This is a genomic window from Undibacterium sp. Ji42W (assembly GCF_049340405.1).
Classification (GTDB): domain Bacteria; phylum Pseudomonadota; class Gammaproteobacteria; order Burkholderiales; family Burkholderiaceae_D; genus Undibacterium.
Genome location: NZ_JBMPOV010000007.1, coordinates 190,398 through 215,769 on the forward strand (window position 1 = coordinate 190,398; position 25,372 = coordinate 215,769).

Annotated in this window: 21 protein-coding genes and 1 pseudogene; 16 read left to right on the top strand and 6 right to left on the bottom strand. The window is 51.1% G+C overall.

The window, feature by feature from the left end:
- Nucleotides 1-60 precede the first annotated feature (60 nt).
- Nucleotides 61-993 (bottom strand): LysR substrate-binding domain-containing protein, encoded by a 933-nt coding sequence (locus ACO0LG_RS16840; RefSeq protein ID WP_423028372.1) that lies wholly within the window; start codon nt 991-993, stop codon nt 61-63.
- Nucleotides 994-1,099: 106 nt separating this feature from the next.
- On the opposite strand from ACO0LG_RS16840, the gene ACO0LG_RS16845 reads away from it, so the two are divergent.
- The 3 genes from ACO0LG_RS16845 to ACO0LG_RS16855 are packed head-to-tail and all read left to right on the top strand — an operon-like array spanning nt 1,100 to nt 2,533.
- Nucleotides 1,100-1,732: a chromate transporter gene (locus ACO0LG_RS16845; RefSeq protein ID WP_423028374.1), complete on the top strand. Its 633-nt coding sequence runs from the start codon at nt 1,100-1,102 to the stop codon at nt 1,730-1,732.
- Complete coding sequence (locus ACO0LG_RS16850; RefSeq protein ID WP_423028376.1) at nt 1,725-2,258, top strand: chromate transporter; 534 nt, start codon at nt 1,725-1,727, stop codon at nt 2,256-2,258. Before ACO0LG_RS16845 ends, ACO0LG_RS16850 begins: the two co-directional genes overlap by 8 nt.
- A 23-nt stretch (nt 2,259-2,281) precedes the next feature.
- The gene (locus ACO0LG_RS16855) at nt 2,282-2,533 is read left to right on the top strand and encodes a hypothetical protein (protein WP_423028378.1); all 252 of its coding nucleotides are present in this window, start codon (nt 2,282-2,284) and stop codon (nt 2,531-2,533) included.
- A gap of 182 nt (nt 2,534-2,715) precedes the next feature.
- Here ACO0LG_RS16855 and ACO0LG_RS16860 read toward each other — a convergent pair whose 3' ends face one another.
- Both ACO0LG_RS16860 and ACO0LG_RS16865 read right to left on the bottom strand, forming a co-directional pair.
- The gene (locus tag ACO0LG_RS16860; RefSeq protein ID WP_423028380.1) at nt 2,716-2,847 is read right to left on the bottom strand and encodes a hypothetical protein; all 132 of its coding nucleotides are present in this window, start codon (nt 2,845-2,847) and stop codon (nt 2,716-2,718) included.
- 365 nt (nt 2,848-3,212) lie between these two features.
- A complete protein-coding gene (locus ACO0LG_RS16865; protein WP_423028382.1) occupies nt 3,213-3,650 on the bottom strand; it encodes a DMP19 family protein in 438 nt (145 codons plus the stop codon).
- A 68-nt stretch (nt 3,651-3,718) separates the two neighbouring features.
- On the opposite strand from ACO0LG_RS16865, the gene ACO0LG_RS16870 reads away from it, so the two are divergent.
- On the top strand, nt 3,719-4,615 hold the full coding sequence (locus tag ACO0LG_RS16870; protein WP_423028384.1) for an alpha/beta fold hydrolase: 897 nt from the start codon (nt 3,719-3,721) through the stop codon (nt 4,613-4,615).
- Between the two features lie 61 nt (nt 4,616-4,676).
- Here ACO0LG_RS16870 and ACO0LG_RS16875 read toward each other — a convergent pair whose 3' ends face one another.
- Complete coding sequence (locus tag ACO0LG_RS16875; RefSeq protein ID WP_423028386.1) at nt 4,677-5,321, bottom strand: class I SAM-dependent methyltransferase; 645 nt, start codon at nt 5,319-5,321, stop codon at nt 4,677-4,679.
- Nucleotides 5,322-5,531: 210 nt separating this feature from the next.
- Between ACO0LG_RS16875 and ACO0LG_RS16880 the strand changes: the two genes are divergently transcribed.
- The 6 genes from ACO0LG_RS16880 (at nt 5,532) to ACO0LG_RS16905 (ending at nt 15,407) form a co-directional block, all read left to right on the top strand.
- Nucleotides 5,532-6,650: a DUF4214 domain-containing protein gene (locus ACO0LG_RS16880; protein WP_423028388.1), complete on the top strand. Its 1,119-nt coding sequence runs from the start codon at nt 5,532-5,534 to the stop codon at nt 6,648-6,650.
- A gap of 535 nt (nt 6,651-7,185) precedes the next feature.
- Nucleotides 7,186-8,679 carry a DUF4214 domain-containing protein gene (locus ACO0LG_RS16885; RefSeq protein WP_423028389.1) on the top strand — a complete coding sequence of 498 codons (1,494 nt, stop codon included), beginning with the start codon at nt 7,186-7,188 and terminating at the stop codon, nt 8,677-8,679.
- A 427-nt stretch (nt 8,680-9,106) separates the two neighbouring features.
- Entirely contained in the window at nt 9,107-10,450 is a 1,344-nt protein-coding gene (locus ACO0LG_RS16890) for a DUF4214 domain-containing protein (protein ID WP_423028391.1), read from the top strand.
- A gap of 197 nt (nt 10,451-10,647) precedes the next feature.
- The gene (locus ACO0LG_RS16895) at nt 10,648-12,504 is read left to right on the top strand and encodes a DUF4214 domain-containing protein (protein WP_423028393.1); all 1,857 of its coding nucleotides are present in this window, start codon (nt 10,648-10,650) and stop codon (nt 12,502-12,504) included.
- A 291-nt stretch (nt 12,505-12,795) separates the two neighbouring features.
- Nucleotides 12,796-14,763: an ankyrin repeat domain-containing protein gene (locus ACO0LG_RS16900; protein ID WP_423028395.1), complete on the top strand. Its 1,968-nt coding sequence runs from the start codon at nt 12,796-12,798 to the stop codon at nt 14,761-14,763.
- Nucleotides 14,760-15,407, top strand: a complete 648-nt coding sequence (locus ACO0LG_RS16905; RefSeq protein WP_423028397.1) for a hypothetical protein — start codon at nt 14,760-14,762, stop codon at nt 15,405-15,407. Before ACO0LG_RS16900 ends, ACO0LG_RS16905 begins: the two co-directional genes overlap by 4 nt.
- Before the next feature lie 310 nt (nt 15,408-15,717).
- On the opposite strand, the gene ACO0LG_RS16910 is transcribed toward ACO0LG_RS16905, so the two are convergent.
- Complete coding sequence (locus tag ACO0LG_RS16910) at nt 15,718-15,861, bottom strand: cyclic-phosphate processing receiver domain-containing protein (protein ID WP_423028749.1); 144 nt, start codon at nt 15,859-15,861, stop codon at nt 15,718-15,720.
- A 14-nt stretch (nt 15,862-15,875) separates the two neighbouring features.
- Complete coding sequence (locus ACO0LG_RS16915; protein WP_423028399.1) at nt 15,876-16,103, bottom strand: hypothetical protein; 228 nt, start codon at nt 16,101-16,103, stop codon at nt 15,876-15,878.
- A 349-nt stretch (nt 16,104-16,452) separates the two neighbouring features.
- Between ACO0LG_RS16915 and ACO0LG_RS16920 the strand changes: the two genes are divergently transcribed.
- The 6 genes and pseudogenes from ACO0LG_RS16920 to ACO0LG_RS16945 all read left to right on the top strand — a co-directional run.
- Nucleotides 16,453-17,199, top strand: a complete 747-nt coding sequence (locus ACO0LG_RS16920; RefSeq protein ID WP_423028401.1) for a hypothetical protein — start codon at nt 16,453-16,455, stop codon at nt 17,197-17,199.
- 84 nt (nt 17,200-17,283) lie between these two features.
- Nucleotides 17,284-19,119: a Wzy polymerase domain-containing protein gene (locus ACO0LG_RS16925; protein ID WP_423028403.1), complete on the top strand. Its 1,836-nt coding sequence runs from the start codon at nt 17,284-17,286 to the stop codon at nt 19,117-19,119.
- A 107-nt stretch (nt 19,120-19,226) separates the two neighbouring features.
- Nucleotides 19,227-20,777 carry a type I restriction-modification system subunit M gene (locus tag ACO0LG_RS16930; RefSeq protein WP_423028405.1) on the top strand — a complete coding sequence of 517 codons (1,551 nt, stop codon included), beginning with the start codon at nt 19,227-19,229 and terminating at the stop codon, nt 20,775-20,777.
- On the top strand, nt 20,767-22,014 hold the full coding sequence (locus ACO0LG_RS16935) for a restriction endonuclease subunit S (protein WP_423028407.1): 1,248 nt from the start codon (nt 20,767-20,769) through the stop codon (nt 22,012-22,014). Before ACO0LG_RS16930 ends, ACO0LG_RS16935 begins: the two co-directional genes overlap by 11 nt.
- Nucleotides 22,015-22,101: 87 nt before the next feature.
- Complete coding sequence (locus ACO0LG_RS16940) at nt 22,102-23,199, top strand: Fic family protein (protein ID WP_423028409.1); 1,098 nt, start codon at nt 22,102-22,104, stop codon at nt 23,197-23,199.
- A pseudogene (locus ACO0LG_RS16945) lies at nt 23,196-25,325 on the top strand (type I restriction endonuclease subunit R); the annotation flags it as partial. The gene ACO0LG_RS16940 and the pseudogene ACO0LG_RS16945, both read left to right, overlap by 4 nt.
- Between the last annotated feature and the right edge of the window lie 47 nt (nt 25,326-25,372).

Below are 25,372 nucleotides of genomic sequence, written 5' to 3' on the forward strand. Positions count from 1 at the left end.
GATGCACCCTGCATGCCTGTGACCATGCCACACTCCCTCGCTCCCTCGCTCCCTCGCTCCCTATTTGATCACCCGGCTATCCCTGATCATGTCATATAACAGCTGCGCTGCCGGTGACAGGCGGGCGGCCTTGCGGGCCACCAGCACCAGGGTTCGGGAAATCACAGGGTCTTGCAGCCTGATCACGCGCAGGCGTGGGTAGTTGGCTTTTTGCATGGCGAGATTGGGTACGATGGCGGCAGCAATACCTGCATCGACCAACCCCAGGGCGGTGGAATTGCGCTGCACTTCATAATGTATCTGCAAGCTTAAACCTGCTTGCCCATCTTGCGCACCCCGGCCACCATGCATATTCTCGGCCCCCAGGTAACCATCCAGCAGGGCGCGGTTGCCGCTCGCCTGCCCTGCAAAAATTAAAGGGTAGGGCTGCAATTGTGACCAGGACAGGCTCTTGCGTCTGGCCAGTGCATGATCATCACGGCAGACCAGCACAAAGCGGTCTTCCAGCAAAGGCGTGCTGGTCAGTTCGGGATGGTTGGGGCCAGCCAGGTTGATGCCAAATTCTGCCTCGCGCCGCAACACGGCCTCCGCCACACCGACCGATGCATGGTCGAGTATCTTGATGCGGTTGTCAGGGAATAGCGCTGAATATTCACGGATGATTTGCGGCAGGTAGCGCACCCCCGCTGTCGGTATGCAGGCGATCGACACATCACCGCGCAACGCCTTGCCGGTTTCGCGTATCCCAGTCAGAGCGGCTGACAGCTCTTGCAACAAACGTCTGGCTTGCGGCAAAAAGTCGTGCCCCGTTCTGGTCAGGGCGATGGAGCGGGTGGTTCTTTCGAGCAAGCTCACGCCCAAAAAAATCTCCAGATTGCGCAGCCTTTGCGTTACCGCTGTCTGCGTGACAAACAGCACATCAGCCGCCTTGTTAAAACTGCCATGATCGGCAATGGCCACAAACGCCTGTACACCGAGAATATCGATTTTCATAAGAAAAATGAATCAATCGTCTAAATAAATTCATTGTACTTTTAATTGCCTGAGTAGGAAGATGTTCTTGCAGTAAATATTTCTTACCGTTTCTGATGAGTGCCCCATGTTAAATCCACCATTGCCAGGCTTGGCTGTTAATGACACTGCCAGCATCACTTCCTGGCGCCTGTTCCTGGTGTTTTCAAAAATAGCGATGACAGGCTTTGGCGGCGTCATGCCCTTTGCTTACCGGGCGCTCGTCGAGCAATACCGCTGGCTCAGTGCAGAAGAATTTGGCCGCTACCTGGCCCTGAGCCAGGTCTTGCCCGGCCCCACCATCTGCAATGTGGCCTTGATGATAGGCAAGCGTTATGCCGGTATCATGGGTGCACTGGCCGCCATGGCAGGTTTGATCATCGCCCCTTTTTTGCTGGTGATAGCGCTTGGTGTTGCCTACCAGCGCTTTGGCAAGCTGGCCGTGGTGCAGGACGCCTTGACAGGCATGACAGCCGTGGCGGCGGGCCTGGTGTTATCAACAGCGATCAAGATGGCAATGTCCCTGTTTGGAAAAAATGCGCAGAGTGCAGGGCCAGACAAAAGCAGCTTGTTCAATAGCCGCACCAGCTTGCAGGCGGTGTTGATGGCGCTGGCCTTTGCCGGGCTGGCTCTGCTCAAGTTTCGCCTGATGATCGTTTTCGTGTTGCTGGCCTTGCCAGGCAGCGTGGCCGCTTATTTTCTGAAAGACAAGAATGAATGACGAATCCCCCATGCTGGACCTGTGCCTGCATCTGTCGATACTGTCGATGATGGCAGTTGGTGGCGGACTGGTCATGATGGCACCAGACATCAGCCATTTTGTCGTCACAGAAAAACACTGGGTCACCAGCGCCCAGTTCGCCTCTGCCTATGCCATCGCCCAGGCGGCACCCGGCCCCAATCTTTTGTTCATCTCTTTGGTAGGCTGGCTCATCGCTGGCTGGACAGGCGCGATACTGACAACACTCGCAGTGATCATCCCTTCGACAATATTGACGTTATCTGTCATCAGCCTGAATACCTCCAACTATAACCAGCGCCTGACCGCCGCCGTACGCGACACCTTCGCCCCCATTTCAATAGGCTTCTTGCTGGCCACCGCCTGCCTGTTCACACAACTCGACACCGCAAGCTGGCGCACGGGCGTCATTACCGTGCTGACAGCCCTCATCGTCGTGCGCAGCAAACTGAACCCGGTCATCCTGATCGCCGCCGGAGCTGCCGCAGGCATATTGCACCTTATCTAAGCTCAGCTCAGGAAGGACTCATCATGCCCGATACCCACACCAGCCTGACCCTTCAAATGCTGGAATGGATACAGCAGCGACCACATACTTATGCAGAAGTATTGGATGCATGGCATAGCACTTGCCCGCGACTATGCATCTGGGAAGATGCCTGTGCAGATGGATTGATCAGTTGCGAAAGCGGCATGAATGGGCTGGTGGCATTGTCGCAAAAGGACCGGGACATGCTGATCTCTGCAGCCAGAGAGATAGATGTGGCGAATAGGTGCGATTAGCGGAGCGTAATCGTATGCATGCCAGCTATCGGTTCAAATTTTTTTGGCTTGCTTTTTCTAGAAAAATTCATATTAAACGGGTCGTTTTTCATTGGATAAAGGCTTGGCGATTAAATGCTTTTTTGGTGCTGTCAGGTTCGGCGTGCGTAAGATTACGCTACGCTAATCATATCTACAGCAGCTTATTCATCAAAGTCATCTGCATCAGGATCGCCTGGCAAATTCTTCGCGCACAAGGCAAGAAATTCCACATAGTTTTTTGCGACTACTGAAACAGAATTGCTTTCCCAATTGACAGAGATAATCTTCCCCATTTCTCCTCCAACTTCAGGATCGAAATCAAAACAAGTGTTGGACCAGTCCGTTGCGTGAAATGGGATCCAGTCATCTGACCACAAATTACTTTTTTACGCTACCTGAAGTATTGAGTGGGCTATCGTCTCCATAGCCATTGCGGATATTGGCGTCGATCAAATCCTTGGCGATGTCTCTCATTTCATGCAGGGTGCTTAAGACTGACTTTGCGTCAAACAGGCATCCGTCACAAAATGAGGGACATAGAGTTTATGACGGAAACGACATGGTATGCTCAGAATTGAGCAACGCTATTCTTTTTTCCTGGGTATGAGTGTCTTGACTACAGTTCTCAGGTCACAGAGTCCCTGCACATACTGCGCATTCACACCGGCAAGCCACTCGCCAGAAAAGCATGGGCCTCGCTCTGGAAATCCACTTTCTTGCCAAGATAGGCAATGCTAAGCAGATGCAGCGCGTCTTTGAGCGTGTTGGCATCGGTATAGTTGCTGGCTAAAAATCGCTGATAGTCCGCTTTATTTTCCAGACACAGGCGGATGGCCTGTACATAAAAATCATGGGCGATGTGGGCATTGGCGGCGATCAGCATGTCTTCAATCTGCGCCAGTAAGTGCCCGTTCATATTGTAGAGAAACTGCGCAAAGCCGCCCTGGCGCACATCATAGTCAAAGCGCGCTGCCAGCAAGTGAGGTAGTTGCGGTGCATGGGTGGCGACAAGCTCTTTCCAGTCAGCATTGTTGGTCGTTGCCAGCCAGAGAGTGAGCTGGGTGTTGATGGTAGATTGCAGGGTGTTTTCTTGCACGGTTGAACTCTTGTGAAAGTCGCATTAGATTGTAGTATGCTAGCAGAATATCAACAGAAAGATTTTATATGAAACTCCGTCGTCACTTGCTTAACACCATCCTGGCATTCAGTTGTGCCGCATTGAGCCCTGTTGCTGCCTGGGCCGCCGCTTTCAGTTCTGACCGTATCAGTGTCAAGGTAGAAGGCGAGGGCAGTGATGTGATCCTGGTGCCTGGCCTGAGTTCTTCACCACGGGTGTGGGCTGAGATGGTCAAGGCGGTACCTGGCTATCGTTATCATCTGGTGCAGGTGTCTGGCTTTGCTGGTCAGCCTGCAGGCGGTAATACTGAAGGCGCTGTGGCAGCACCAGTGGCGGAAGAAATCGCCCGTTATATTGCCCAGCTTGTGCCGCATGGTTTGCAAAAACCGGTGCTGATCGGTCATTCTATGGGCGGCTCTATCGGCATGATGGTGGCGGCACGGCATCCACAGGCCATCAGCAAACTGATGATCGTCGATATGTTCCCTTTCCTGGGTGCGATGTTCGGCGCTCCCGGCACGACTGCGCAAAGCATTAAACCCATGGCAGATGATATGCTGGCGAAAATGCGTGCAGCCACACCTGAAGGCCGTGCGCAAAGAACCACGGCAACCATCAACAGCATGATCAATAACACCGCCATGCGCCCAGGTGCGCTGGACGATGCGCTAAAGAGTGATCCGGATGTCTCAGCCCGTGCTTATCATGAATTGATCACGACTGACCTGATGCCTGAGTTGAAAAACATCACTGTGCCGACGACGGTTTTGTATATCTTGCCAAATGGGGTGCCATTGACGCCAGAGCAAATGGATGGTTTTTACAAAATGGCCTACGCGAGCGTGAAAGATATCCAGCTCAAGCGTATTCCATCGAGCGCCCACTTCATCATGTGGGACCAGCCTGAGCAGTTCCAGGCAGAGGTTAAAGCGTTCTTGAAATAAATTGCAGTTGCGTTAACCTGGCAATTGCGGGGGCTAACGCGATGCAATGATCAGGCAGTTTTCAGGCAGTTTTCAGGCGGGCAAGGATAAATAAATCCATGCTCGCTATTCTGCTTTGCGCGGGCCCGGGTTTGCGTTTCATATCGATGATGTCAAAGCCATGCAGGCCCAATGCACTGCGCAAGTGTTGCTCGTCATGATAGTGGAGATAGACCTGGTCACCTGCGCCGGAAGTCTGCCAGCCTGATCGGGATTCTTCTGCTTCCATGGCGCTGAGATAGAGTAAGCCACCAGGGTTGAGTATGCTGACGGCATCAGCGATAAGATTGGCAGCTTCAGCCCGTGACAAATAGGGCAGGCCAAAGGCGCAGACCAGCGCATCAAAATTTTTACCCTGGCCACCGACATCACGGCAATCCATGACGGCGAAGTGCGCCGTAGGATTATTGGCGCGCGCCAGCTCCACCATTTGTGGTGCCAGATCGGTGGCTACGATCTGCAAATCAGGCAGGCGCGCCAGCAGGGCACGCGTCACATTGCCTGGCCCGCATGCCAGTTCCAGCACGCGCGCATTACGGGAAACCAAATGCTTGCAAAACAGCGCATAGGTATCATCGTAATCTGCCAGTTCCATGTACTTGTCCTGGTAGCGCTGTGCGAGTTTATTGAAAGTGGCGACAGTGACTTCTGTCGGGTTCTTATCCATGTTTAAACTTTTTTGACATTCATGTCATCCGATAATGCTGTTATTGCGTTAAAGCTGCAAGAGGTAAGCGCAGGTGTCATGAGTTTTACCTCTTTGCTTTGCAGGACGAGAGGAGTAATTTGCCGCGCGGCATGTCAATCGCAGGCTTGCTTCTTTCTCTGCTTAATATGCTGCATGGATTTTTTAGAGTAACAGTTTTAGGAGTGAAATATGGCATACGTCTATGGTGATAATAGTGTGTACGATGAGAGAACCAAGGGTTACGATTCCAGTTCCCTGAGCCCCAATTTCCAGGTCAATCTGGGCCAGGTGTCGTTTGGCAAGTTGTCAGCAACGGATTTGACTGACTGGTACCAGCTTAACCTGGATGGCCCCGGTACTTATACCCTGGTGGTCTCTACCGATGTCGTCAATAATTATAGCGCCACCAATGACTGGCGCGAAACCTATAGCGGCATTGAAGTCAAGATCACCGACAGTGCAGGCAACCCGCTGGCTGGTCTTGATACCAGCTATGCCAGCCTGACCACCGACGGCAGCATCGTATTCAATTACACAGGCGGCTTTTCGCACGGCGATTTTTTTGTGCGTATCAGTAACCTGTCGTACACTGCTACCGACTACATCCTTGGTTTGAATCTGGCTGTGCCGGGCAAGAATATCTATGGCACCAACGGCAATGACTATTTGCAAGGTACAGTGGGTGATGACAATATCTCAGCAGGTGCTGGCAATGACACCATCATCAGCAGTGCTGGTAATGATGTGATTGACGGTGGCAGCGGCCTCGACTTTTTGGTGTTGGCGGGCAAGCTCGGTGACTATGCCATCAACGGCACGACCACCAGTTTTACCGTTAAAGATATGGTAGGCAAAGATGGCACAGATTCAGTGTCACAGGTAGAGCGCCTGATCTTTACTGACGCTGCACTGGCCTTTGATATCAACGGCGCAGCAGGCCAGGCTTATCGCCTTTACCAGGCAGCCTTTGGTCGCAAGCCTGACATGGCAGGGTTGGGATACTGGATAGACAGGATGGATCACGGCGTCAGTCTGACGCAGGTTGCCGCAGGATTTTTTCAGTCACCAGAATTCCAGAATCTGTATGGCAGCTTCCCCAGCACGACAACGCTGATCAATAATTTTTACCAGAACGTGCTGCACCGCGCACCCGATCAGGCTGGGTTTGATTACTGGTCCAACCAGCTCAACAAGGGCATGATTTCACCCGCAGGCGCGCTCGCCAGTTTTTGCGAAAGCGCAGAAAATCAGGCGCAGGTGATAGGGCAGATACAGAACGGTGTGGTCTATACCGAATGGCTGGGATGAGCCGGGTAACAAGCATGTAAGACATCTTGTTGTTGATGAAGTGAGTATCAAACGTAAAGCCAGTGCTGTGAGATCAGCACTGGCTTTATGTTTTTATACGTCTTGCTTACTGGGCGCGTATATCTGATCAGTATGAATTTATTGCATCCGGCACCCGCTTGACAGGGGTGGAAGTGCTGCGCAATGAAGTTTCTGGCAATAATTAAATGTAATGCAATATCGTATGGTAATGCTGCGGACATATGAATCCACGTTGGCAGACTCATGAAACGCGCGTACAGGGTGTCTTTTTTTTCGTTCCCGCAATTTTTGCATGAGCCAGTTTTTCTTGGGCGCAACTTGGTATAGCTGAGTTACAACTCAGGTACATATGATGTACAACTTAACTACAATTTAGGCGTAACTTAAATGCAATAGTGATGCTCGCAGCACACATGAAGTTGGCGAGCGCAGGCAGGTCACTGATTTTAAGATGCGTTTGCACGTTGGACTTCAATCCGCCCTTTAATTGAAGCCTTTAATGAAGGTCAGCAAAATGGCTAACGTAGATAATCTTGATACCCTCGGTGTACGTCACGCATCCGGTCTGAATATCATCCAGGCAGCCGTCGATACCACGCCGCCCGTTCTGAATTCTCTCATCATCCCGGCCAGCATCAACCTGGCAAATGGCAATGCGCCGCTATTCATCAGGGCCGGCGCGACCGATGTGGGTTCGGGTGTTGCCAGCATCATGATAGAGCTCGATAATTTCATCGCCTATGATGTCAAGATCCATGGGGGTACCCTGAGTGCCCTTGTGATTGATGGGCAGGATGATAGCTGGTCAGACGGACTGTCCAGCCAGACCTATACCATCGCCAGCAACAACAAACCCGGCGACTATCATGTACTGCGTGTGCAGGTGATGGACAATGCGGGCAATAGCACTACCTATGAAGCCGCGCAACTCAAGGCCATGGGCGTGAACACCACCATCAGCGTGCTGGCGACAGCAGATACTGCGCCGCCCACCGTGCTCTCATTTACCCCGGCAGCCACAGGCAATGTGGTGCAGATGAATGGTGACCTGGTATTCACATTCAGTGAGACGATACAGGCGGGCAGCGGAAAAATTATTCTCAAGGATGGTGCAGGCAATGTTGCCACCAGCATTGATGCAGCTGGCCCTGGCATCAGCATTGCAGGCAACACCCTGAGCATACATCCCGGCGCGGCGCTGGCGTTTGACACCAACTACACCATCAGCCTGCCTGCTGGCAGTATCAAGGACCTGGCTGGCAATAGCTACGCGGGTACCAGTGCCTCCAGTGCGTATTCATTCTGGACTGTATCCAACCCGGCCCTGGTAGGGCTGACCATCTACGGCACTGATGGCGATGATGTACTGATGGGCAGCAATCTCAACGACAATATCTGGGCTGGTGCGGGGAATGATCGCATCATTGCCAGCCTCGGCAATGACAGCATTGTTGGTGACAGCGGGCTCGATACCCTGGTCTTGTCCGGCAAAATGGCTAACTACACAGTATCGGGCACGCCTGCCTACTTCATCCTCAAAGATAATACCGGTACTGATGGCACCGATTCAGTCGGCCTGGTCGAGCGCCTGCAATTCACCGACGTGACACTGGCCTTTGATCTCAACGGTGTAGCTGGCCAGGCTTATCGCCTGTACCAGGCCGCGTTTGGCCACAAACCTGACCAGGCAGGCCTGGGATACTGGATACAGGCCATGGATAAAGGCGCCAGCCTCAATGCTGTCGCGGCGGCCTTTGTGCAGTCAGCAGAATTCCAGCAACTGTATGGCGCCAACCCCAGCACCACGACCCTGGTCAACAACTTTTATCAAAACGTCCTGCACCGCGCACCAGACCAGGCAGGTTTTGATTACTGGTCCAGCCAGATTAACCTGGGTTTGGTTACACCTGCTGCCGCACTCGCGAGTTTTTGTGAAAGCGCAGAAAACCAGGCACAGGTCTTGGGGCAGATACAGCAGGGCATTGTGTATACGATGTGGGTGGGTTGATGTGATGAAAGTAGATGAAATCAGATAAGATGTGGGGCGGCATGAATTGCACCGCCCTCATTTCAACTTTTTCTGGCGACATACCTGCTCCTCTTTTTATCTGACTTTGCCAATACAAAGCTGAAAAAAACTGGCTGACTTTTGTTCAGCCACTTTGCTGGCAGCCCGTGCTTTGCACCCTGTATGCAAGCATTTCTTTTCCTTATCCCCCTCTTCATCTGTGATACCGCAGCCCTCCGTTGCAGGTGTCCTATTAAAATTTCCGCTCGCTTTCAAATTGTTGAGTAAGAAATATCTCAGTTCACCTCGAATGTAAAATTTGAAATAGAATATTACATTCACTTACATCTGTTCTTGCGGAAAGTAATAGTAATAAAACCTGGGCTACATATGCCTTTTCCAATTCTTCGCTCTGAAAGACTGTGGCATGGCCTATCTCGTTGGTGTTGATTCCTTCACAGATGAAAAAACTTATGGTTTTGATTCAAGTGGTGTGAACCAGATTTTCAGGGTGCAGCTGGGGAGGAATTCTTTCGGCAAACTGTCTTCTTTTGATATAACGGATTGGTATGAACTTGATCTGGATGGACCAGGCAGTTTTAATCTGATTGTATCGACCGATAGTAGCAATAACTATCTTTTCAATACCTGGACCAGCTCCAGTTTTGGTGTGAAGATAGAAATCACTGACCGCAATGGTCATGCGTTGTCTGGCACCCAGTCTGGTATCGCCATATCCAACGTGGATGGCAACATCAACTTTAGCTATACCGGCTCTTACAGCCATGGCGATTTTTATGTCAAAGTGAGCAACCTGGGTTTTAGCAATGCAGATTATGTGCTGAATTTAAGTACACGTACTACCTTGCTGGATGTCACACCACCAACGGTATTGTCTTTCATGCCCACACAGTCCGGCATGGCGGTACCAATCAACAGCGACATCATCCTTGGCTTTAGCGAAGCCATACAACGTGGCATTGGCACTATTGTGCTCAAGGATGCAGCGGGCAATATCGTTGCGAATGATGATGCTTCATCCAGTTCCAACCTGAGTATCTCAGGCAGCACCCTGATACTACATCCGAGTGCCGCACTGTCATACGGCACGACTTATAGTGTCAGCATAAGTGGCGGCAGTATCAAGGACCTGGCGGGTAACAGCCATGCGGGCACCACTGGCTATTCTTTTTCGACGGTTGCAAACCCTGCCACAGTTGGCGCCAATATCAATGGTACTGCTGGCAATGATTATTTAGTCGGCACCAGCGGCAACGATAATATTTCTGCCGGTGCAGGTAACGACACTATCATAGGCGGTGCTGGCAATGCCAATATTGCTGGCGGTAGTGGTCTCGATACCTTGGTACTTTCAGGAAAAGGCGCAAACTATACGCTGACTGGCTCGGTAGGTAATTTTATTGTCAAAGACAATATCGGCAATGATGGCACTGATAATGTGACTCAAGTTGAGCGCCTGCATTTTGCCGATGTCGCGCTTGCCTTTGATATTGATGGTGTCGCCGGGCAGGCATACCGCATTTATCAAGCCGCATTTGGCCGCCAGCCTGATTTGGCTGGACTGGGTTACTGGATCAAGGACATGGACAAGGGCTCTAGCCTGACCACAGTGGCTGCTGGTTTTTTCCAGTCAGCAGAATTCAAGCAACTGTATGGTAGCAATCCCAGCACCAATACCCTGATCACCAACTTTTATCAAAATGTTTTGCACCGCGCTCCGGATCAGGCAGGCTTTGATTACTGGAATTAGCAATTGAGCCAGGGCTTGATTACGCCCGCCGGTGCACTTGCCAGTTTTTGCGAAAGTGCAGAAAACCAGGCGCAAGTCATAGGGCAAATTCAAAAAGGGATAGCCTACGTGGTGAGGTCTTCTTGAGCATTTTTTTATTTTTTGTGATGGCTTGAATTAACGTGCCATCGCATTTTTTCTTCAAAAAGGGAAGTTTTATGTCTTATGTCTACGGCCTGAATTCAAATGCTGATGAAAGAACCATCACCATCGATTCATTCAACCGCACCAGCGTCTTCAAGCTCGGCAATGGCACGCGTTCGTTTGGCAAATTGTCTGCCTCGGACACGACAGACTGGTATCAAATGGATCTTGATGGCCCTGGCATTTATTCTATCGTGGTGTCCAATGATGCATTGAATAATTACCGTGGCAATACCTGGGCTTCCACCTACTCCGGCGTCAAGATAGAAATTACCGATAGCGCAGGCAATGTACTGTCGAATCTGACGCCCGCTATTGCCCAGACCTACAATGATGACGGTATCAAGTTCATCTATTCTGGTGGCTACAACCACGGCGGCTTTTTTGTCAAGGTCACCAATCTTGGCAGTACCAATGCTGACTATGTCATTGGCCTCAGTAATGCAGTCGTCAAGAATGATGTTACACCGCCAGTGTTGAACTCCTTGAACATCCCCTCTGTCATCAACGTGGTCAAGGGTGACGTGAGCATCGATATGAAAGCTGTCGCGACTGACTATGAGTCCGGCATACGCTATGTGTCCATCATCACCGACCCACCATTGACACATGATATAAAAACCGATGGCGGTACTTATGCTGGTATCGTACTCGGTGGTTTCAAGGATCCCTGGGTTGATGGCACGACTTACCAGACATTGATCATTGCGGGTAATAATCCCAACGGCTATTACAATGTCTCGCGGGTAGAAGTGGCTGACATGGCGGGCAATGTCACCGTCTACAACGTCGCCCAGTTACAAAAAATGGGCATCAACACCTCCATTCGCGTAGTAGGGCAGGGCGATACGACCGCACCAACAGCAGTGTCGTTCACACCCACGCAATCGGGCAAGTCTGTGCCCATCAATAGCGATATCGTCGTTAATTTTAGCGAAGAAATCGCCCGCGGGACAGGCCACATACTGCTCAAAGATGGCGCAGGCAATACCGTGGCTGACTTTGATTCGGCATTCAGCACCAACCTGACACTGTCCGGCAATAGCCTGACGATACATCCGAGTACTCCGCTGTCGTATGACACCACATACAGCCTCAGCATCCCCGGTGGCAGCATCAAAGATCTGGCCGGCTATAACTATGCGGGCACCAGTAGCTATACATTTTCTACCATCGGCAGTTTTGTTGCGCCTGGGCTGATCATCAACGGCACCGCAGGGCCAGATTACCTGACTGGCACGAGCAGTAGCGACACCATCTCTGGTGGCGCAGGTAATGACACTATCGTCGGTGGTGGCGGCAATGACAGCATCTCTGGCGGTAGTGGGCTTGATACGCTGCTGTTGTCCGGCAAGCTCGCCAACTATACCAGCACAGGCACGCTCAACAACCTGGTGTTGAAAGACAATGTCGGCAACGATGGCATCCTCAGCATCAACCAGGTAGAGCGCCTGCAATTCAGCGACGCTGCCGTGGCCTTTGATACTGACGGTGTCGCTGGCCAGGCCTACCGCATCTACCAGGCCGCATTTGGCCGCAAGCCTGACCTGGCCGGTTTGGGTTACTGGATCAAGGACATGGACAAAGGCTCCAGCCTGACCACGGTAGCCGCCGGTTTTTTCCAGTCAGCAGAATTCCAGCAACTGTATGGCAGCAACCCCAGCACCAACACCCTGATCACCAATTTCTACCAAAACGTCCTGCACCGCGCACCGGACCAGGCAGGGTTTGATTATTGGTCTAACCAGTTCAGCAAAGGCCTCATCACCCCCGCTGCGGCACTCGCCAGCTTTTGTGAAAGCACAGAAAACCAGGCGCAGGTTATAGGACAGATACAGAATGGTATTATTTATACGGTGTGGACGGGGTAGAGAGTCTTGCTGGCATGCCTGGTCACTGATCAGGCATGTTCTCGTTCAGGCAATGGCGACAGTCTTGACTTGTGTAGAAGTTGTTGACAGAAGAATATGTGGGGCAGGATATTGTGGCAAGAAAAATGGGGCAATAATCCTGCCTATTTTTTTATCACAAGCCTCCTATTAAATCAGGCGACTATGACATCTGGATGACATGCCATGTGATCCTGTATGCCTGTTGCAAGTAACCATCAGTATTGCATCGCAGATATTGCAGTGCGCAAAGCGGTTTGCTACATTGCATGCATGACAAAAACAAAAAGAATAAGTAGTAAATTAGGTGCCAGTTTGTTTGCTTTGGTGTTTTTAGTGGGTTTTGGTGTGGGTGGCTGGTACGGTGGGGTTTTGCCCATGGCCCAGCAACTGCAAGGTTGGTGGCGAGCCGGTAACATGGTCGTCGTGCAGGCCAAAATCGACAAGCTCGAACTGCGTGAAATTCGCTCTGAAGATGGCCCGACTTACTTAGTCGATGCTGAATTTGTCTACCAGTTTGACGGCAAGACTTATCGCAGCAAACGTATCAGCGTAGGCGGTGACACCAGTGATGGTTACAACGGCTACAATCGCAGTACCCATGCCAGCCTGCTGCAAGCCCGCAGCAATGATCAAAGCGTCACCCTCTGGATAGACCCGCAAGACCCTGCCTTTGCCGCGTATGACAGGCAATTGCACATCAATCGCCTGATTTTCCTCATCCCTTTTGCTACCTTGTTTCCGGCTGTCAGCCTGGGTGCCTTGTGGGCGCTGTGGGCGATCTGGTTCAGGCCTGATGAAGATGAAACGGCGGGGGCGTTCAGGGGGAGCGGGCAGCAAGCGTTTTCTGGTTCATCAGGCAAATTGGAACTACAGGCAGACCGCAGCGGTGCCGCTGCCCTGACCGTGTTTGCCGTGATCTGGAACCTGATCTGCATACCGGTAGCCTTGACGGTGTATATGCAAAAAAATGCGGGTGGCGTGGTGATCGCCTTTGTCACCATGTTTCCTGTGGCCGGCGTGGGTTTGTTGTGGGCAGCGTTACGTATGCGCTTCTTGCGCAAGCGGGTTGGTGATCCGGTGTTGAGTCTCGCACAGCAGCCCTATGCCGGTATTGAAAACTTGCCACTGCGCCTGCGCTTTGAGCCGGCTCTGGGACAGCGCATGCACATTGCGAGATCGCATTATCCGCTCAAGGCGGAAGTGCTGTGCGAGCATGTAGACAGTCGTGGTGACGATAGCACGACGAAAACCTTGTGGTCACAAGAGTTGGGCACAAAACAAGCCATGCATGGTGTGCAAAGCATAGACTTCAACATCAGCCTGCCTGCTGACATGCCTGCCAGCGGCACGCAAGGGCACAAAGATGTCGAGGTTATCTGGAAGCTCAAACTCAAAGTGCTGGATGCTGAGCTGATCTTCAAGTTGCCGGTGCGTCAGGGGGGGGGCGGGCCAGTCAATGCCAGTGATGTGCTTGCCCGGCAATATCCCCGTGAACGCATCACTCTCTTTGGCTTGCCGGGAGAACCAGGCGACACCAGCAAGCAAACCCGTAGCTGGTTCTGGGCTTATGGCATCTTCTTTATCCTGATTGCGATTGCAGTGTTTTTTATTTTCAGCAGTGCAGGTGATAGCCGCAGCCGCAGGGGTAGTACAAATAATGACCACGCAGAAGTACAAGCCGAAACCCTGGCACAACTGCAAGCCAGACTCGGTGCTGGTGGTGATATCAACGGCAGGGATGCAAGTGGGAGCAGCCTGCTCATGCAGGCGGCCGATGACAATGACATTGCCAAGGTGCGCTACCTGCTGCAAAAAGGCGCGCAAGTCGATCTGGTGACACCACGGGATGCCGATGGCAATGGTGAAAGCAGCGCCCTGTTTGCCGCCATCGCGAATGATGGCGTAGAGATAGTGCAACTGCTGGCCAATGCTGGTGCTGACCTGCGCCGCCCAAGTAACAAGGTATGGACGCCAGCCCACTACGCTGCCTACAAAGGCGCCCTGAAAAGCCTGCTCTACCTGCATGAACGCGGGGTCGCCATGAACCAGGCTTTCGACGGAGGGCGTGGTTCTACACCCCTGATGATTGCCGCCCAATACAATCAACTGGGCGTGATCAGTTTCCTGCAACTGGCAGGCGCAGACCGCAGCAAGAAAGACTTGTATGGTGAAGACGCCTGCGGCTATGCACGGTACTTTAAACAGGCACAGGCAGCCACGGCACTGGGGTGCCCATGAGCGCATTCTCAGCAGTCGCCAACCATAGCAGACAGGGCCAAACCGGTAAATACATACACGCTGAAAACGTAGATCACAAGATTGTCGCTGCCTCAATTGTCTTGCTGATTGTCAGTGCCGCTTTTGCCTGGCTAACCCACAGAGCATGTGGCAGTAGCTGCGGTACGGGAGAGTATCTGCTGATATTTTCTCCGGCGGTGGGGATCATGCTGCTGGTTTATGCATGCATGCGGATTTATTTGCGCAAGCGTCTGGGTGACCTGCTATTGCAATTGCCGCAGCCCTTGCATCCGGGTTGCAGCGATGTGCCCGCGACTTTGTATTTCATTGCAGGACTGGGGCAGGGCATGCGTCGTACGGTTGAGGCTTACCCTTTGGCATTGGAAGTCGTCTGCACCCACGAAGACCGTAGTGGTGAGAACTCGAGTACAAATATCTTGTGGTCGAAAAAGTTCAAGGACAGATATATCGCACACGGCACAGGCGTAGTGGATTTCACGCTCCGCCTGCCCGCAGACCTGCCAGTCAGTGGCAACCTGGGGCGCTCGGAGATCAAGATTATCTGGAAACTGCAGGTCAGGGTGCTGGGGGCCAAGGTGAGCTTTATCTTGCCAGTGAGGCCAGTGCAAGCTGCCAACCTTTAGGCCCTTTGCAGATGTCGATAGATACTCGGTATGCCCGCTTCCATTTTTTGCCGGACAGAAGAATTGACCGAATGCACGCGTATTTCCTGCCGCGGTATAACGCCCACCGTCAAGACGGCCTCTTCTATCCATAACACCACGTCGCAGCCTGTGCCGTGTTCGTCGTTGCTAGAGGACTATCGCAGTTAAAACAGAAGTGAAAGACCCTTGCCCGGCGATTAGGGCAAGGCGCAAAGCAGAGCGATAGTGGGGCTATCGCAAGCATTTGCAACGCAGCCCTGGTCGGTGCGCAAATGGAAGGCACTTTGTTTTAGCTGCTGCAGTTCACTGTATCATGATCGAGGCTCAGGTAAATGACCTCACCTGTTTTCAGCAAGGCGATTGTATCTCCCGGCCAGTAAGTACGAGTCCAGCCATTCGGGGTCACTCTCTCATCGTCGAGAGAAACTTTTATGTGTTCTCAGGTTCTCATTGTTGGAAAGTGTCATTCAGCATATTCAGCATATTCAGCATATTCAGCGTATATAGACTGGTATTGGTCTTCTGCATGTAATAGCACTGCATTTCTTCCTGTTCTTTATGGATGCCTTCTAACTGTTGATGCTGATTGAATTGCGTCACGGTGGCCTCGTCGTGGAAGGTCAATTGATCGCCTTGCAGGCTTCCTTTCTTTTTGTCGGCCGGCAGCATAAGCATATTTTAAGCTTCCTACATGGAATTATTTCAAACTGCCAGTTTGGCATAAGAGAGAAAGCCTGGACTAGATTGCCCATGATTGGATGTGGAAAAATTGTTTTAATGTTAATATTTATCGTGTGCCGACACCTCTTTCCCGCTTTTAACCGTCTGGCAGGCCCCGCCAGTCTTGATCAAGCGGAAAAAGCTCATTAGAATATACGTGCTTTTCTTTGATTTTGACCGATACCAGGTCCGTGATGTCAACTCCATGGAAATGCTTTGGTATTCAATCTGAGACCAAGATACCCTGATGTGACAGAACCTGACCCGGCTCTCCGGGATTTTTTTACGATTCATGTCAACTACTATGAAAACATCTATATCTCGCTATCGTGCCAGTGGCACGCATTTTTTCCTGAGCTGCATGGTTGGTCTTGGCCTGCTCATGATGTGTTGGTATATGTGGTACCCCACGCCCATGCTGAGGGCAATCGGCGGTTATGAAATCTTCTTTCTCATTGTTGGTATCGACGTGGTGCTGGGGCCAGCACTGACGTTGGTGGTGTTCAAACCGGGCAAGAAATGGCTGTTACTTGATCTGGCAGTCATTGCTGTTGTGCAGGTTTCTGCCTTTTTGTACGGTGTCAGCACCTTGCTGGAAGCACGCCCTGCCTACATCGCTGCGCTGGGTAAAGAATTCCAGGTAGTGCAGGCGTCCGAGATTACCGATGGTTCGCTGGCAAAAGGCAAGACAACTTTGCCAATATGGGGTCCTAAACTGGTCGGTACCAAAGAGCCGACTGATCCTGCCGATATCAGCAATGTCAACGCCATGCTGTCTTTTGGCGGTAACAAAGGCCATTTGACGCAGTTGCATATCCCTTATGCCGACATGAAGGACGAAATCCTTAAAAACGCCGAGGACTTTACGATACTGGAAAAAAACAATGAAGACAAAAAGGCAGATATACAGTCATGGCTAAAATCGAATGACTGCGATGAAAAAACCTGCAAATACCAACCCATCAAGATAAGAGCATCGGTTTTCCCTGCCGTGCTTGATGCAAAAACAGCGGCCTACAAAGGCATCATGCCACTCGCTCTCAAAATGTAGTTAACATGTGATTCTTACCCGGCCTGGCATGACTCATCGATACACAATGAGCCATGCCAGGCCAATTCTTGAAATGTATCCCGAATGACATCCGCAAAGGAAGGCAAGCTGGCATTGGTCATTTTTGCGTTGGCAATTTTTTTCAGCTACGCACATCCTTATCATATCCATCCGTACAGAACTTTTTATCACGACCTGATCATCTGCCTTGGTCTGCTTGGCGCCATGGCAATTTTCGTCATTCGCCCGTGGTCGGTATCTCTATCTCTACCTAAATCAACGTCCGCATCAGCATCTGCATCTGCATCCACGACAGCAGTGCGCCTGCGGTTTCCGGCTTTGCTCGCCTTGCCTTGCGGGATCATCCTGCTGATCCTATTGCAAGTGGCGCTGGGCATGATAACGCCAGTCAGCTTTGTTGTGCTGCCCATCCTGTATCTGCTGTTGTTTGCACTGTCCATGGTGTTTGGCAGCAGCCTCGCGCTTGAGCAAGTCAGACTGGATATGGCGGTGACAGCGATCTCGCTGGCCAGCCTGCTGGCGGCATCCTTGTCGCTGGTGTTCCAGCATATCCAGATACTCGGGCTGGATGCAACGCCGTTCGTCATGTATATCGCCAAAGACCCGCATATCGCCATGCGTCCTTACGCCAACGTGGCGCAACCCAACCAACTGGCCCTGTTGTATTTTTTTGCACTGGCAGGGCTCTGGCATTTTTACCGCACGCATAGATTTTCTGGCTTCAGCTCAGCAGCTATCGCCGCGCTCTTGCTCTGGGGGGCCGTGCTGACGCAATCGCGCATAGGCTGGATACTGGTGCCACTGTTTTTTGCCTATACCGCAGGCAAGCTGGGTGCCAGCAAACGCAAGGGTACACCCGTCATCATCGCCATGCTGGCTCTGGTCATCCTGTATGCCGTGCTGACCTTTTGCCTGCCGCAAATCAGCCAGGCCATCGGGTTTTCTGGCGGCTCTGTGGCCGACCATGTGGGTGGCCGCTCCGAGCGTACCGGCCTGTGGCAAACCGCCTGGCAACTCGCAGCACAACACCCCTGGCTGGGTGTAGGCTGGTTTGGCTTTGGCCCTGGCCAGGTCAGCGTCGGGGCAGACTTTACATCCAGCACCTATGCCGAGCATGCCCATAACCTGCCGCTGAACCTGGCTGCCGAACTGGGCTGGCCAGCCACCATCCTCATCATGAGCGGCTTGTGCTGGTGGTTTTACCAGACCTGCATCAGATCGAAAAAAGGCGCTGGTAAAATCGCTGAAAAAAACACGGCAAAAAACACGACAGAAAGCGCCGCATGGCAGTTATGTAGCCTCAGCCTGTTTGCCGTAGGCGTGCACAGCATGGTCGAGTTCCCGCTCTGGTATGCCTTTGTGCTGATACCTGTCGGCGTCCTCATGGGCATGGTCCATCAATTACGCTGGCCTGGTGGAGGTACCGTGATCAGGCCCGGCATCGTGCTGGCTGGGCTTGCCATCGGCTGCATACTGATGGCGGCCGTTACTCTTGACTATCAACGCGTCGTCACCGGCTTCAAGTCCATACGAGACACGAGCGCAGGTTTTGAATCGAAAGAAAAATTCCTGCAAAAACCTGCATTCACCCTATTCCCGCAGTTCTTTGAATACTTCAAACTGACCCGCATCAAACCGCGCGAAGGCATGTCAACAGAAGAGATCAACTACATAGAAACCTGGGCCCCGCGCTTCGGCTTTGTCCACATCCTCAACATCGAGGCCGAGGTTTATGCACTCAATGGCCAGCCAAAAAAAGCCGCCCGTTCCATGCTCACCCTGCAACGCCTGCACCCCATCCCTTATCCGGAATACTATGATTACTGGAAAGCCAAAGGCGCAGAAGACCCGCGTTACCAGGCAGTGTTTGAGACCATGCCAGCGCGGGATGCGCCTTAGATAACAGCCTGGATTTTGCTATTTTCAACGCCCGTCACTATCGATTTAGTCCATAATATGTCGGGCATTATTAAATGATGCGAAAAATGCAATAATTGGGCAATGTAATGATAGAAGATATAAGAAAAACCCTGTGGGCCACGGCAGACAAACTGCGTGCCAACATGGATGCGGCTGAGTACAAGCATCTGGTGCTTGGCTTGATTTTTGTGAAATATATTTCTGATACCTTCCAAAGTCGCCGCGAAGAACTCACGTTGCGCTTTGCCGATGAAAATGACGATTACTACCTGCCAGATGCCGATGCAGCACTGCTGGCAGAAGAACTCGAAGACCGAGACTACTATAAAGAAGTCAATGTATTCTGGGTGCCAGAAGCCGCCCGCTGGGAAAACCTGCGCGCCAGCGCCAAGCAAGCCGACATAGGCAAACGCATCGATGATGCACTGTCGCTGATAGAAGCAGAAAATCCCAAACTCAAAGGCATACTCGATAAACGCTATGGCCGCGCACAACTGCCCGATGGCAAACTGGGCGAACTGGTTGACCTGATCTCAAAAATCGGTTTTGGTGTCGATGCCAGCACCGCCCGCGATGTATTGGGGCAGGTCTACGAATATTTCCTCGGCATGTTCGCCAGTGCAGAGGGCAAGCGCGGCGGGCAGTTTTACACGCCCGCCAGCATCGTCAAAACCCTGGTCGCCGTGTTGGCACCACACCACGGCAAGGTGTATGACCCTTGTTGCGGGTCCGGCGGCATGTTCGTGCAGTCAGAACGTTTTATCGAAGCCCATGGCGGCAAGATTGGTGATGTCAGCATCTACGGGCAAGAAGCCAATCCCACCACCTGGCGTCTGGCAGCCATGAACCTGGCCATCCGCGGCATAGACTTTAATCTTGGCCGTGAGCCTGACGACACCTTCGTTAAAAACCAGCACAAAGACTTGCGCGCAGATTTCATCTTGGCTAACCCGCCATTCAATATCAGCGACTGGTGGCACGGTAGTCTCGAAGGTGACCCGCGCTGGGTTTATGGCACACCGCCACAAGGCAATGCCAACTACGCCTGGTTGCAGCACATGCTTTACCACCTCAAGCCAAATGGCCGCGCCGGTATCGTACTGGCAAATGGCAGTATGAGTTCCAGCCAAAACAGCGAAGGCGAAATCCGCCGTGCCATGGTGGAGGCTGATGTGGTTGAAGTCATGATTGCGCTGCCTGGGCAATTGTTTTTCAATACGCAGATACCGGCTTGTTTGTGGTTTTTGACCAAGCAAAAGAATAAGCGCAAAGGTGAAGTGCTATTCATTGATGCGCGTAAGCTGGGCAGCATGATTAGCCGTGTGCAGACTGAGTTTACGGATGAGGTGATTGACCGTATTGCAGGGACTGTAGCAGCATGGCGTGGCACTGGGGAAGATGCATATGCAGACATTGCAGGTTATTGCCGTAGCGTGTCGCAGGCTGAAATTGCCGAGCATGGCCATGTGCTTACTCCAGGCCGTTATGTAGGGGCTATAGAAGTTGAGGAGGATAAAGAAGTTTTTGCAGAAAAAATGCAAAAACTTACAGAAAAGCTGGGTGAGCAGATGACAAAGGGTAAGCAATTGGACGCTTTAATCCGCCTGAAATTAGGAGGGTTAGGTTATGAGTTCTGAGTGGCCGTTTGTAATGGTCGAAGATGTTTGTGAACTAATCGTTGATTGTGTTAATAAAACTGCCCCGATAGTTACGGAAGTTACACCTTACCGGATGATTCGAACTACCAATGTTCGAAACGGAAGAATTGATTTAAGTGGTTGCAAATTTGTTAAACAAGAAACGTATAAGACTTGGACTCGTCGCGCGCAGCTTAACTACGGTGATGTGGTTTTAACTCGGGAAGCGCCAATTGGTGAAGTTGGTATGGTCACCGAAGCAGAAGGTGTTTTTTTAGGGCAAAGATTGATGCAATACCGAGTGAATCCTCAGTCTCTGGATGCTCGGTTTTTGCTTTACTCATTTTTATCACCAAGCCTTCAACAGCAGTTCGGAAGCCATGAAGGTTCGGGATCGGTCGTTAGTCATATTCGGGTTGGAGATTGCTTTAAGTTTAAGTTGAAATTACCTCCGCTAGAAGTGCAGCAGGGGATTGCAACTATGCTCGGGGCTATAGATGATCGCATTGCCCTTTTGCGAGAAACTAATTGCACGCTTGAAGCTATTGCGCAGGTATTGTTCAAATCTTGGTTTGTCGACTTCGATCCAGTCCACGCAAAACAGCAGGGTGAATTGCCAATTGATTTGGAGAAGACGACCGCAGCTCTTTTCCCTAATAGTTTTGAAATATCTGAAATGGGTTTGATTCCAACGGGATGGAAAATTGAGCGCATAGATAATTTGTTAGAACTGGCGTATGGCAAGGCGCTTAAAGCAAGCGAGAGAATTAATGGACAAGTTCCTGTCTATGGCTCAGGTGGCGTCACTGGCTATCATAATGAAGCTCTGGTAGATGGCCCCTCAATCATTATTGGCAGGAAGGGGACTGTCGGGAGTTTATATTGGGAAGATCGTCCTTTTTTCCCAATAGATACAGTATTCTTTGTCAAAAGTAAGCTGCCGTTAACTTACTGTTATTATTTATTGAAAACGCTTGGCTTAAGTGAAATGAACACGGATGCTGCGGTCCCTGGCCTTAATCGAAACAACGTCTATCGTTTGCTGGTCCGTTGCCCAAGCCCGGAACTACTTACAGAGTTCGATAATATAGTGTCTGGCTTGCGTCATCGAATTTTCCTCAATATGGTACAAATTCAGACTCTCACAGCACTCCGCGACACTCTTCTCCCCCGCTTGATCTCAGGCCAATTACGCCTGCCAGACCTGGGATCCATTGCCGAGCTAAAAGCAGCATAAAGCGTATTTGCAAATGGATTAACATAAAAAATCTCGATTTCTATACAGGTCGGGGTTAATATGTATAGAAATTCTATATTTCTATACATGACAACCCGAAGGGCAGACCTGATGATCGGCATTTCTCCGCTAGAGCAATTGGATGTCAGGCGTTTTGATACACCTGCCATACTTAAAAAGCTGGCGAGCAGTAGCCGTCAACTGGCGGAATTGAAGGGGGTTGCCGCATCCATTCCCAATCAGGGCATACTCATCAATACCCTGGGTTTGCAAGAAGCCAAGGACAGTTCGGAAATTGAAAACATCGTCACTACCCATGACGAGTTATTCAAGGACGATGTCTTGCCAGAGGCCGTCGCCAACCCAGCAGCAAAAGAAGTTAACCGCTATCGCCAGGCACTGCGCCTGGGCTTTGAGCTGGTGCGCGATACTGGCCTGATCACGGCCAACCATATTATTCAGGTACAGGCTGAGTTGGAACGCAACAATGCTGGCTTCCGCAAATTGCCCGGCACCGCATTAAAAAACAATAGCGGCGAGACGGTCTATACTCCACCGCAAGATCCGGCTGAGATCGTCAGTTTGATGCGCGGTCTGGAGCATTTTATTAATGATGGCGAAGGCTATGCCGTTGACCCTTTGATCAAGATGGCGCTCATCCATCACCAGTTTGAAAGCATACATCCATTTTATGACGGCAATGGCCGTACAGGTCGTATTTTGAACGTGCTATATCTGGTCAAAGAAGGCTTGCTGGATGTGCCCGTGTTGTATTTGTCCAGCCATATCGTGCGTTCCAAGACGGATTATTACAGGCTGCTACAAACCGTGCGTGATGAAGATGCCTGGGAAGAATGGGTACTGTATATGCTGGAGGCAGTGGAGCTGACTGCTGGCAAGACCATCGCTACCATCCACGCCATCAAGGCGGCTTTGTTTGACTATAAGCACCGCATACGTGCCGGGTTTAAGTTTTATAGTCAGGACTTGATCAATAATCTGTTCAATCATCCCTATACCAAGATTGAATTCTTGCAGCAAGATCTTAAAATCTCGCGCCTGACTGCAACCAAATATATAGAGGCCCTGGCGGATGCCGGTTTTGTGCAAAAGCATAAGATAGGGCGCAGCAATTATTATGTGAATATTGCCTTGAACGAGATTTTACTGGGCACGCAACGATGACCGAAGACCAACTGGAAATTGAAGCGCTGTCCTGGCTGGTAGAGGCTGGTTATCAATGTGTGAGTGGCTATGCCATTGCGCCAGACGGAGATGCGCCGGAACGTAGTGATTATCGCCAGCCTTTGCTGATAGAGCGCTTGCGTACTGCTATTCAGCGTCTTAATCCGGCAATGCCACTGAGTGCACATGACGACGCACTTAAACAAGTCATGGATTTGGGTACGCCTGCCTTGTTCTCAGCCAATCGTCATTTTCATCACATGCTGGTGAATGGCGTACCAGTGGAGTATCAAAAAGATGGCGAAACCCGTGGTGACGTTGCTCGATTGATAGACTTCGCTGATGTACAGGCTAATGAATGGCTGGCGGTTAATCAATATACGCTGAAGGGCCCCAAGCATACCCGTCGCCCGGACATTATCCTGTTTGTGAATGGCTTGCCCTTGGTCTTGCTGGAGTTGAAGAACCCTGCTGATGAAAACGCTGATATCTGGAAAGCGTTTGAGCAAATCCAGACTTATAAAGAACAGATTCCTGATGTTTTTCAGTATAACGAAGTGTTGGTCATTTCAGATGGTAGCGAGGCGCGTTTGGGATCTTTGTCCAGTGACGCAGAACGCTTCATGCAATGGCGCACGATTGACGGTATCAAGCTAGACCCGCTGGGGCAGTTCAATGAGTTGGAGACGTTGATACAGGGTGTATTGGCACCAGTTTATTTGTTGGATTATCTGCGGTTCTTTGTATTGTTTGAAGATGATGGCGGGCTTATTAAGAAGATCGCTGGTTATCATCAGTTTCACGCTGTGCGCGCCGCTATTGAGCAGGTCGTTACTGCTTCCCGTCCTGGCGGTAGCCAAAAGGGCGGTGTGGTCTGGCATACACAAGGTAGTGGTAAAAGTATCACCATGACTTGCTTTGCTGCCCGTGTGATGCGCGAAACGGTGATGGAAAACCCAACCATAGTGGTTATCACCGACCGTAATGATTTGGATGGACAGTTGTTTGGCGTGTTTTCATTGGCACAAGACTTGTTGCGTGAGCAGCCTGTGCAGGCAAGTACGCGACAGGAATTGCGTGCCTTGCTAACAGGGCGGCCTTCTGGTGGCATTATCTTCACCACGATACAAAAGTTTAGCCCTGGTGAAGATGAAGACAGTTTTCCATTATTGTCTGACCGCCGCAATATCGTGGTCATTGCAGATGAGGCGCACCGTACTCAGTATGGCTTTGAAGCCAAGCTCAAGGTGCGAAAACAAGCGCGAGCCGCCAATTATGAATCAGGTGCCAATGATGCTGAATATGCGCCGTTGAAGGTGGCTGAAGCACCTGCCACTTATATGGAGCGTTATCAAGTCGGTTATGCACAAAACCTGCGCGATGCCTTGCCACATGCAACTTTTGTAGCGTTTACTGGCACGCCAGTTTCTGGTGAAGACCGTGACACTCGTGCGGTGTTTGGTGACTACATCCACGTCTATGACATGCAGCAAGCCAAGGATGACGGCGCGACTGTTGCCATTTACTATGAATCACGCCTGGCTAAACTGGGCTTGAAGGCGGCAGAGCTGGATGACCTGGATGCCGAAGTCGATGAGCTGGCTGAAGATGAGGACGACGATGAACAATCCAAACTCAAAAGCAAATGGACTGCGCTGGAGAAAGTGGTTGGTGCGGAGCCACGCATACGCCAGGTAGCGACAGATTTGGTCAGGCATTTTGAAGAACGCTCTACAGCGCAAAGCGGCAAGGCCATGGTAGTGGCCATGAGCCGTGATATCTGCGCCCATATGTATAACGAAATTATCAAGCTGCGGCCTGAATGGCATAGTGAAGACCCCGCCAAGGGTGCGATCAAGATCATCATGACAGGATCGGCCAGCGATAAAGCCTTGCTGCGGCCACATATCTATTCCAAGCAAATCAAAAAAGATCTGGAGAAGCGATTTAAAGACCCTGCTGACCCGCTACGCATGGTTATTGTGCGTGATATGTGGCTCACAGGTTTTGATGCCCCTTGCGTTCATACCTTGTATGTTGATAAACCGATGAAGGGCCATAACCTGATGCAGGCTATCGCCAGGGTGAATCGTGTCTTCAAGGATAAGCAGGGCGGCCTGGTGGTGGATTACATAGGCATTGCCAATGACTTGAAACAGGCGCTGAAAGAATA

Excerpts from the sequence above, each read along its gene's own strand:
- ACO0LG_RS16840 (WP_423028372.1), bottom strand. The coding sequence starts at position 993 with ATGAAAATCGATATTCTCGGTGTACAGGCGTTTGTGGCCATTGCCGAT.
- ACO0LG_RS16845 (WP_423028374.1), top strand. The coding sequence starts at position 1,100 with ATGTTAAATCCACCATTGCCAGGCTTGGCTGTTAATGACACTGCCAGC.
- ACO0LG_RS16850 (WP_423028376.1), top strand. The coding sequence starts at position 1,725 with ATGAATGACGAATCCCCCATGCTGGACCTGTGCCTGCATCTGTCGATA.
- ACO0LG_RS16855 (WP_423028378.1), top strand. The coding sequence starts at position 2,282 with ATGCCCGATACCCACACCAGCCTGACCCTTCAAATGCTGGAATGGATA.
- ACO0LG_RS16860 (WP_423028380.1), bottom strand. The coding sequence starts at position 2,847 with ATGGGGAAGATTATCTCTGTCAATTGGGAAAGCAATTCTGTTTCAGTA.
- ACO0LG_RS16870 (WP_423028384.1), top strand. The coding sequence starts at position 3,719 with ATGAAACTCCGTCGTCACTTGCTTAACACCATCCTGGCATTCAGTTGT.
- ACO0LG_RS16875 (WP_423028386.1), bottom strand. The coding sequence starts at position 5,321 with ATGGATAAGAACCCGACAGAAGTCACTGTCGCCACTTTCAATAAACTC.
- ACO0LG_RS16880 (WP_423028388.1), top strand. The coding sequence starts at position 5,532 with ATGGCATACGTCTATGGTGATAATAGTGTGTACGATGAGAGAACCAAG.
- ACO0LG_RS16885 (WP_423028389.1), top strand. The coding sequence starts at position 7,186 with ATGGCTAACGTAGATAATCTTGATACCCTCGGTGTACGTCACGCATCC.
- ACO0LG_RS16890 (WP_423028391.1), top strand. The coding sequence starts at position 9,107 with ATGGCCTATCTCGTTGGTGTTGATTCCTTCACAGATGAAAAAACTTAT.
- ACO0LG_RS16895 (WP_423028393.1), top strand. The coding sequence starts at position 10,648 with ATGTCTTATGTCTACGGCCTGAATTCAAATGCTGATGAAAGAACCATC.
- ACO0LG_RS16900 (WP_423028395.1), top strand. The coding sequence starts at position 12,796 with ATGACAAAAACAAAAAGAATAAGTAGTAAATTAGGTGCCAGTTTGTTT.
- ACO0LG_RS16905 (WP_423028397.1), top strand. The coding sequence starts at position 14,760 with ATGAGCGCATTCTCAGCAGTCGCCAACCATAGCAGACAGGGCCAAACC.
- ACO0LG_RS16915 (WP_423028399.1), bottom strand. The coding sequence starts at position 16,103 with ATGCTTATGCTGCCGGCCGACAAAAAGAAAGGAAGCCTGCAAGGCGAT.
- ACO0LG_RS16920 (WP_423028401.1), top strand. The coding sequence starts at position 16,453 with ATGAAAACATCTATATCTCGCTATCGTGCCAGTGGCACGCATTTTTTC.
- ACO0LG_RS16925 (WP_423028403.1), top strand. The coding sequence starts at position 17,284 with ATGACATCCGCAAAGGAAGGCAAGCTGGCATTGGTCATTTTTGCGTTG.
- ACO0LG_RS16930 (WP_423028405.1), top strand. The coding sequence starts at position 19,227 with ATGATAGAAGATATAAGAAAAACCCTGTGGGCCACGGCAGACAAACTG.
- ACO0LG_RS16935 (WP_423028407.1), top strand. The coding sequence starts at position 20,767 with ATGAGTTCTGAGTGGCCGTTTGTAATGGTCGAAGATGTTTGTGAACTA.
- ACO0LG_RS16940 (WP_423028409.1), top strand. The coding sequence starts at position 22,102 with ATGACAACCCGAAGGGCAGACCTGATGATCGGCATTTCTCCGCTAGAG.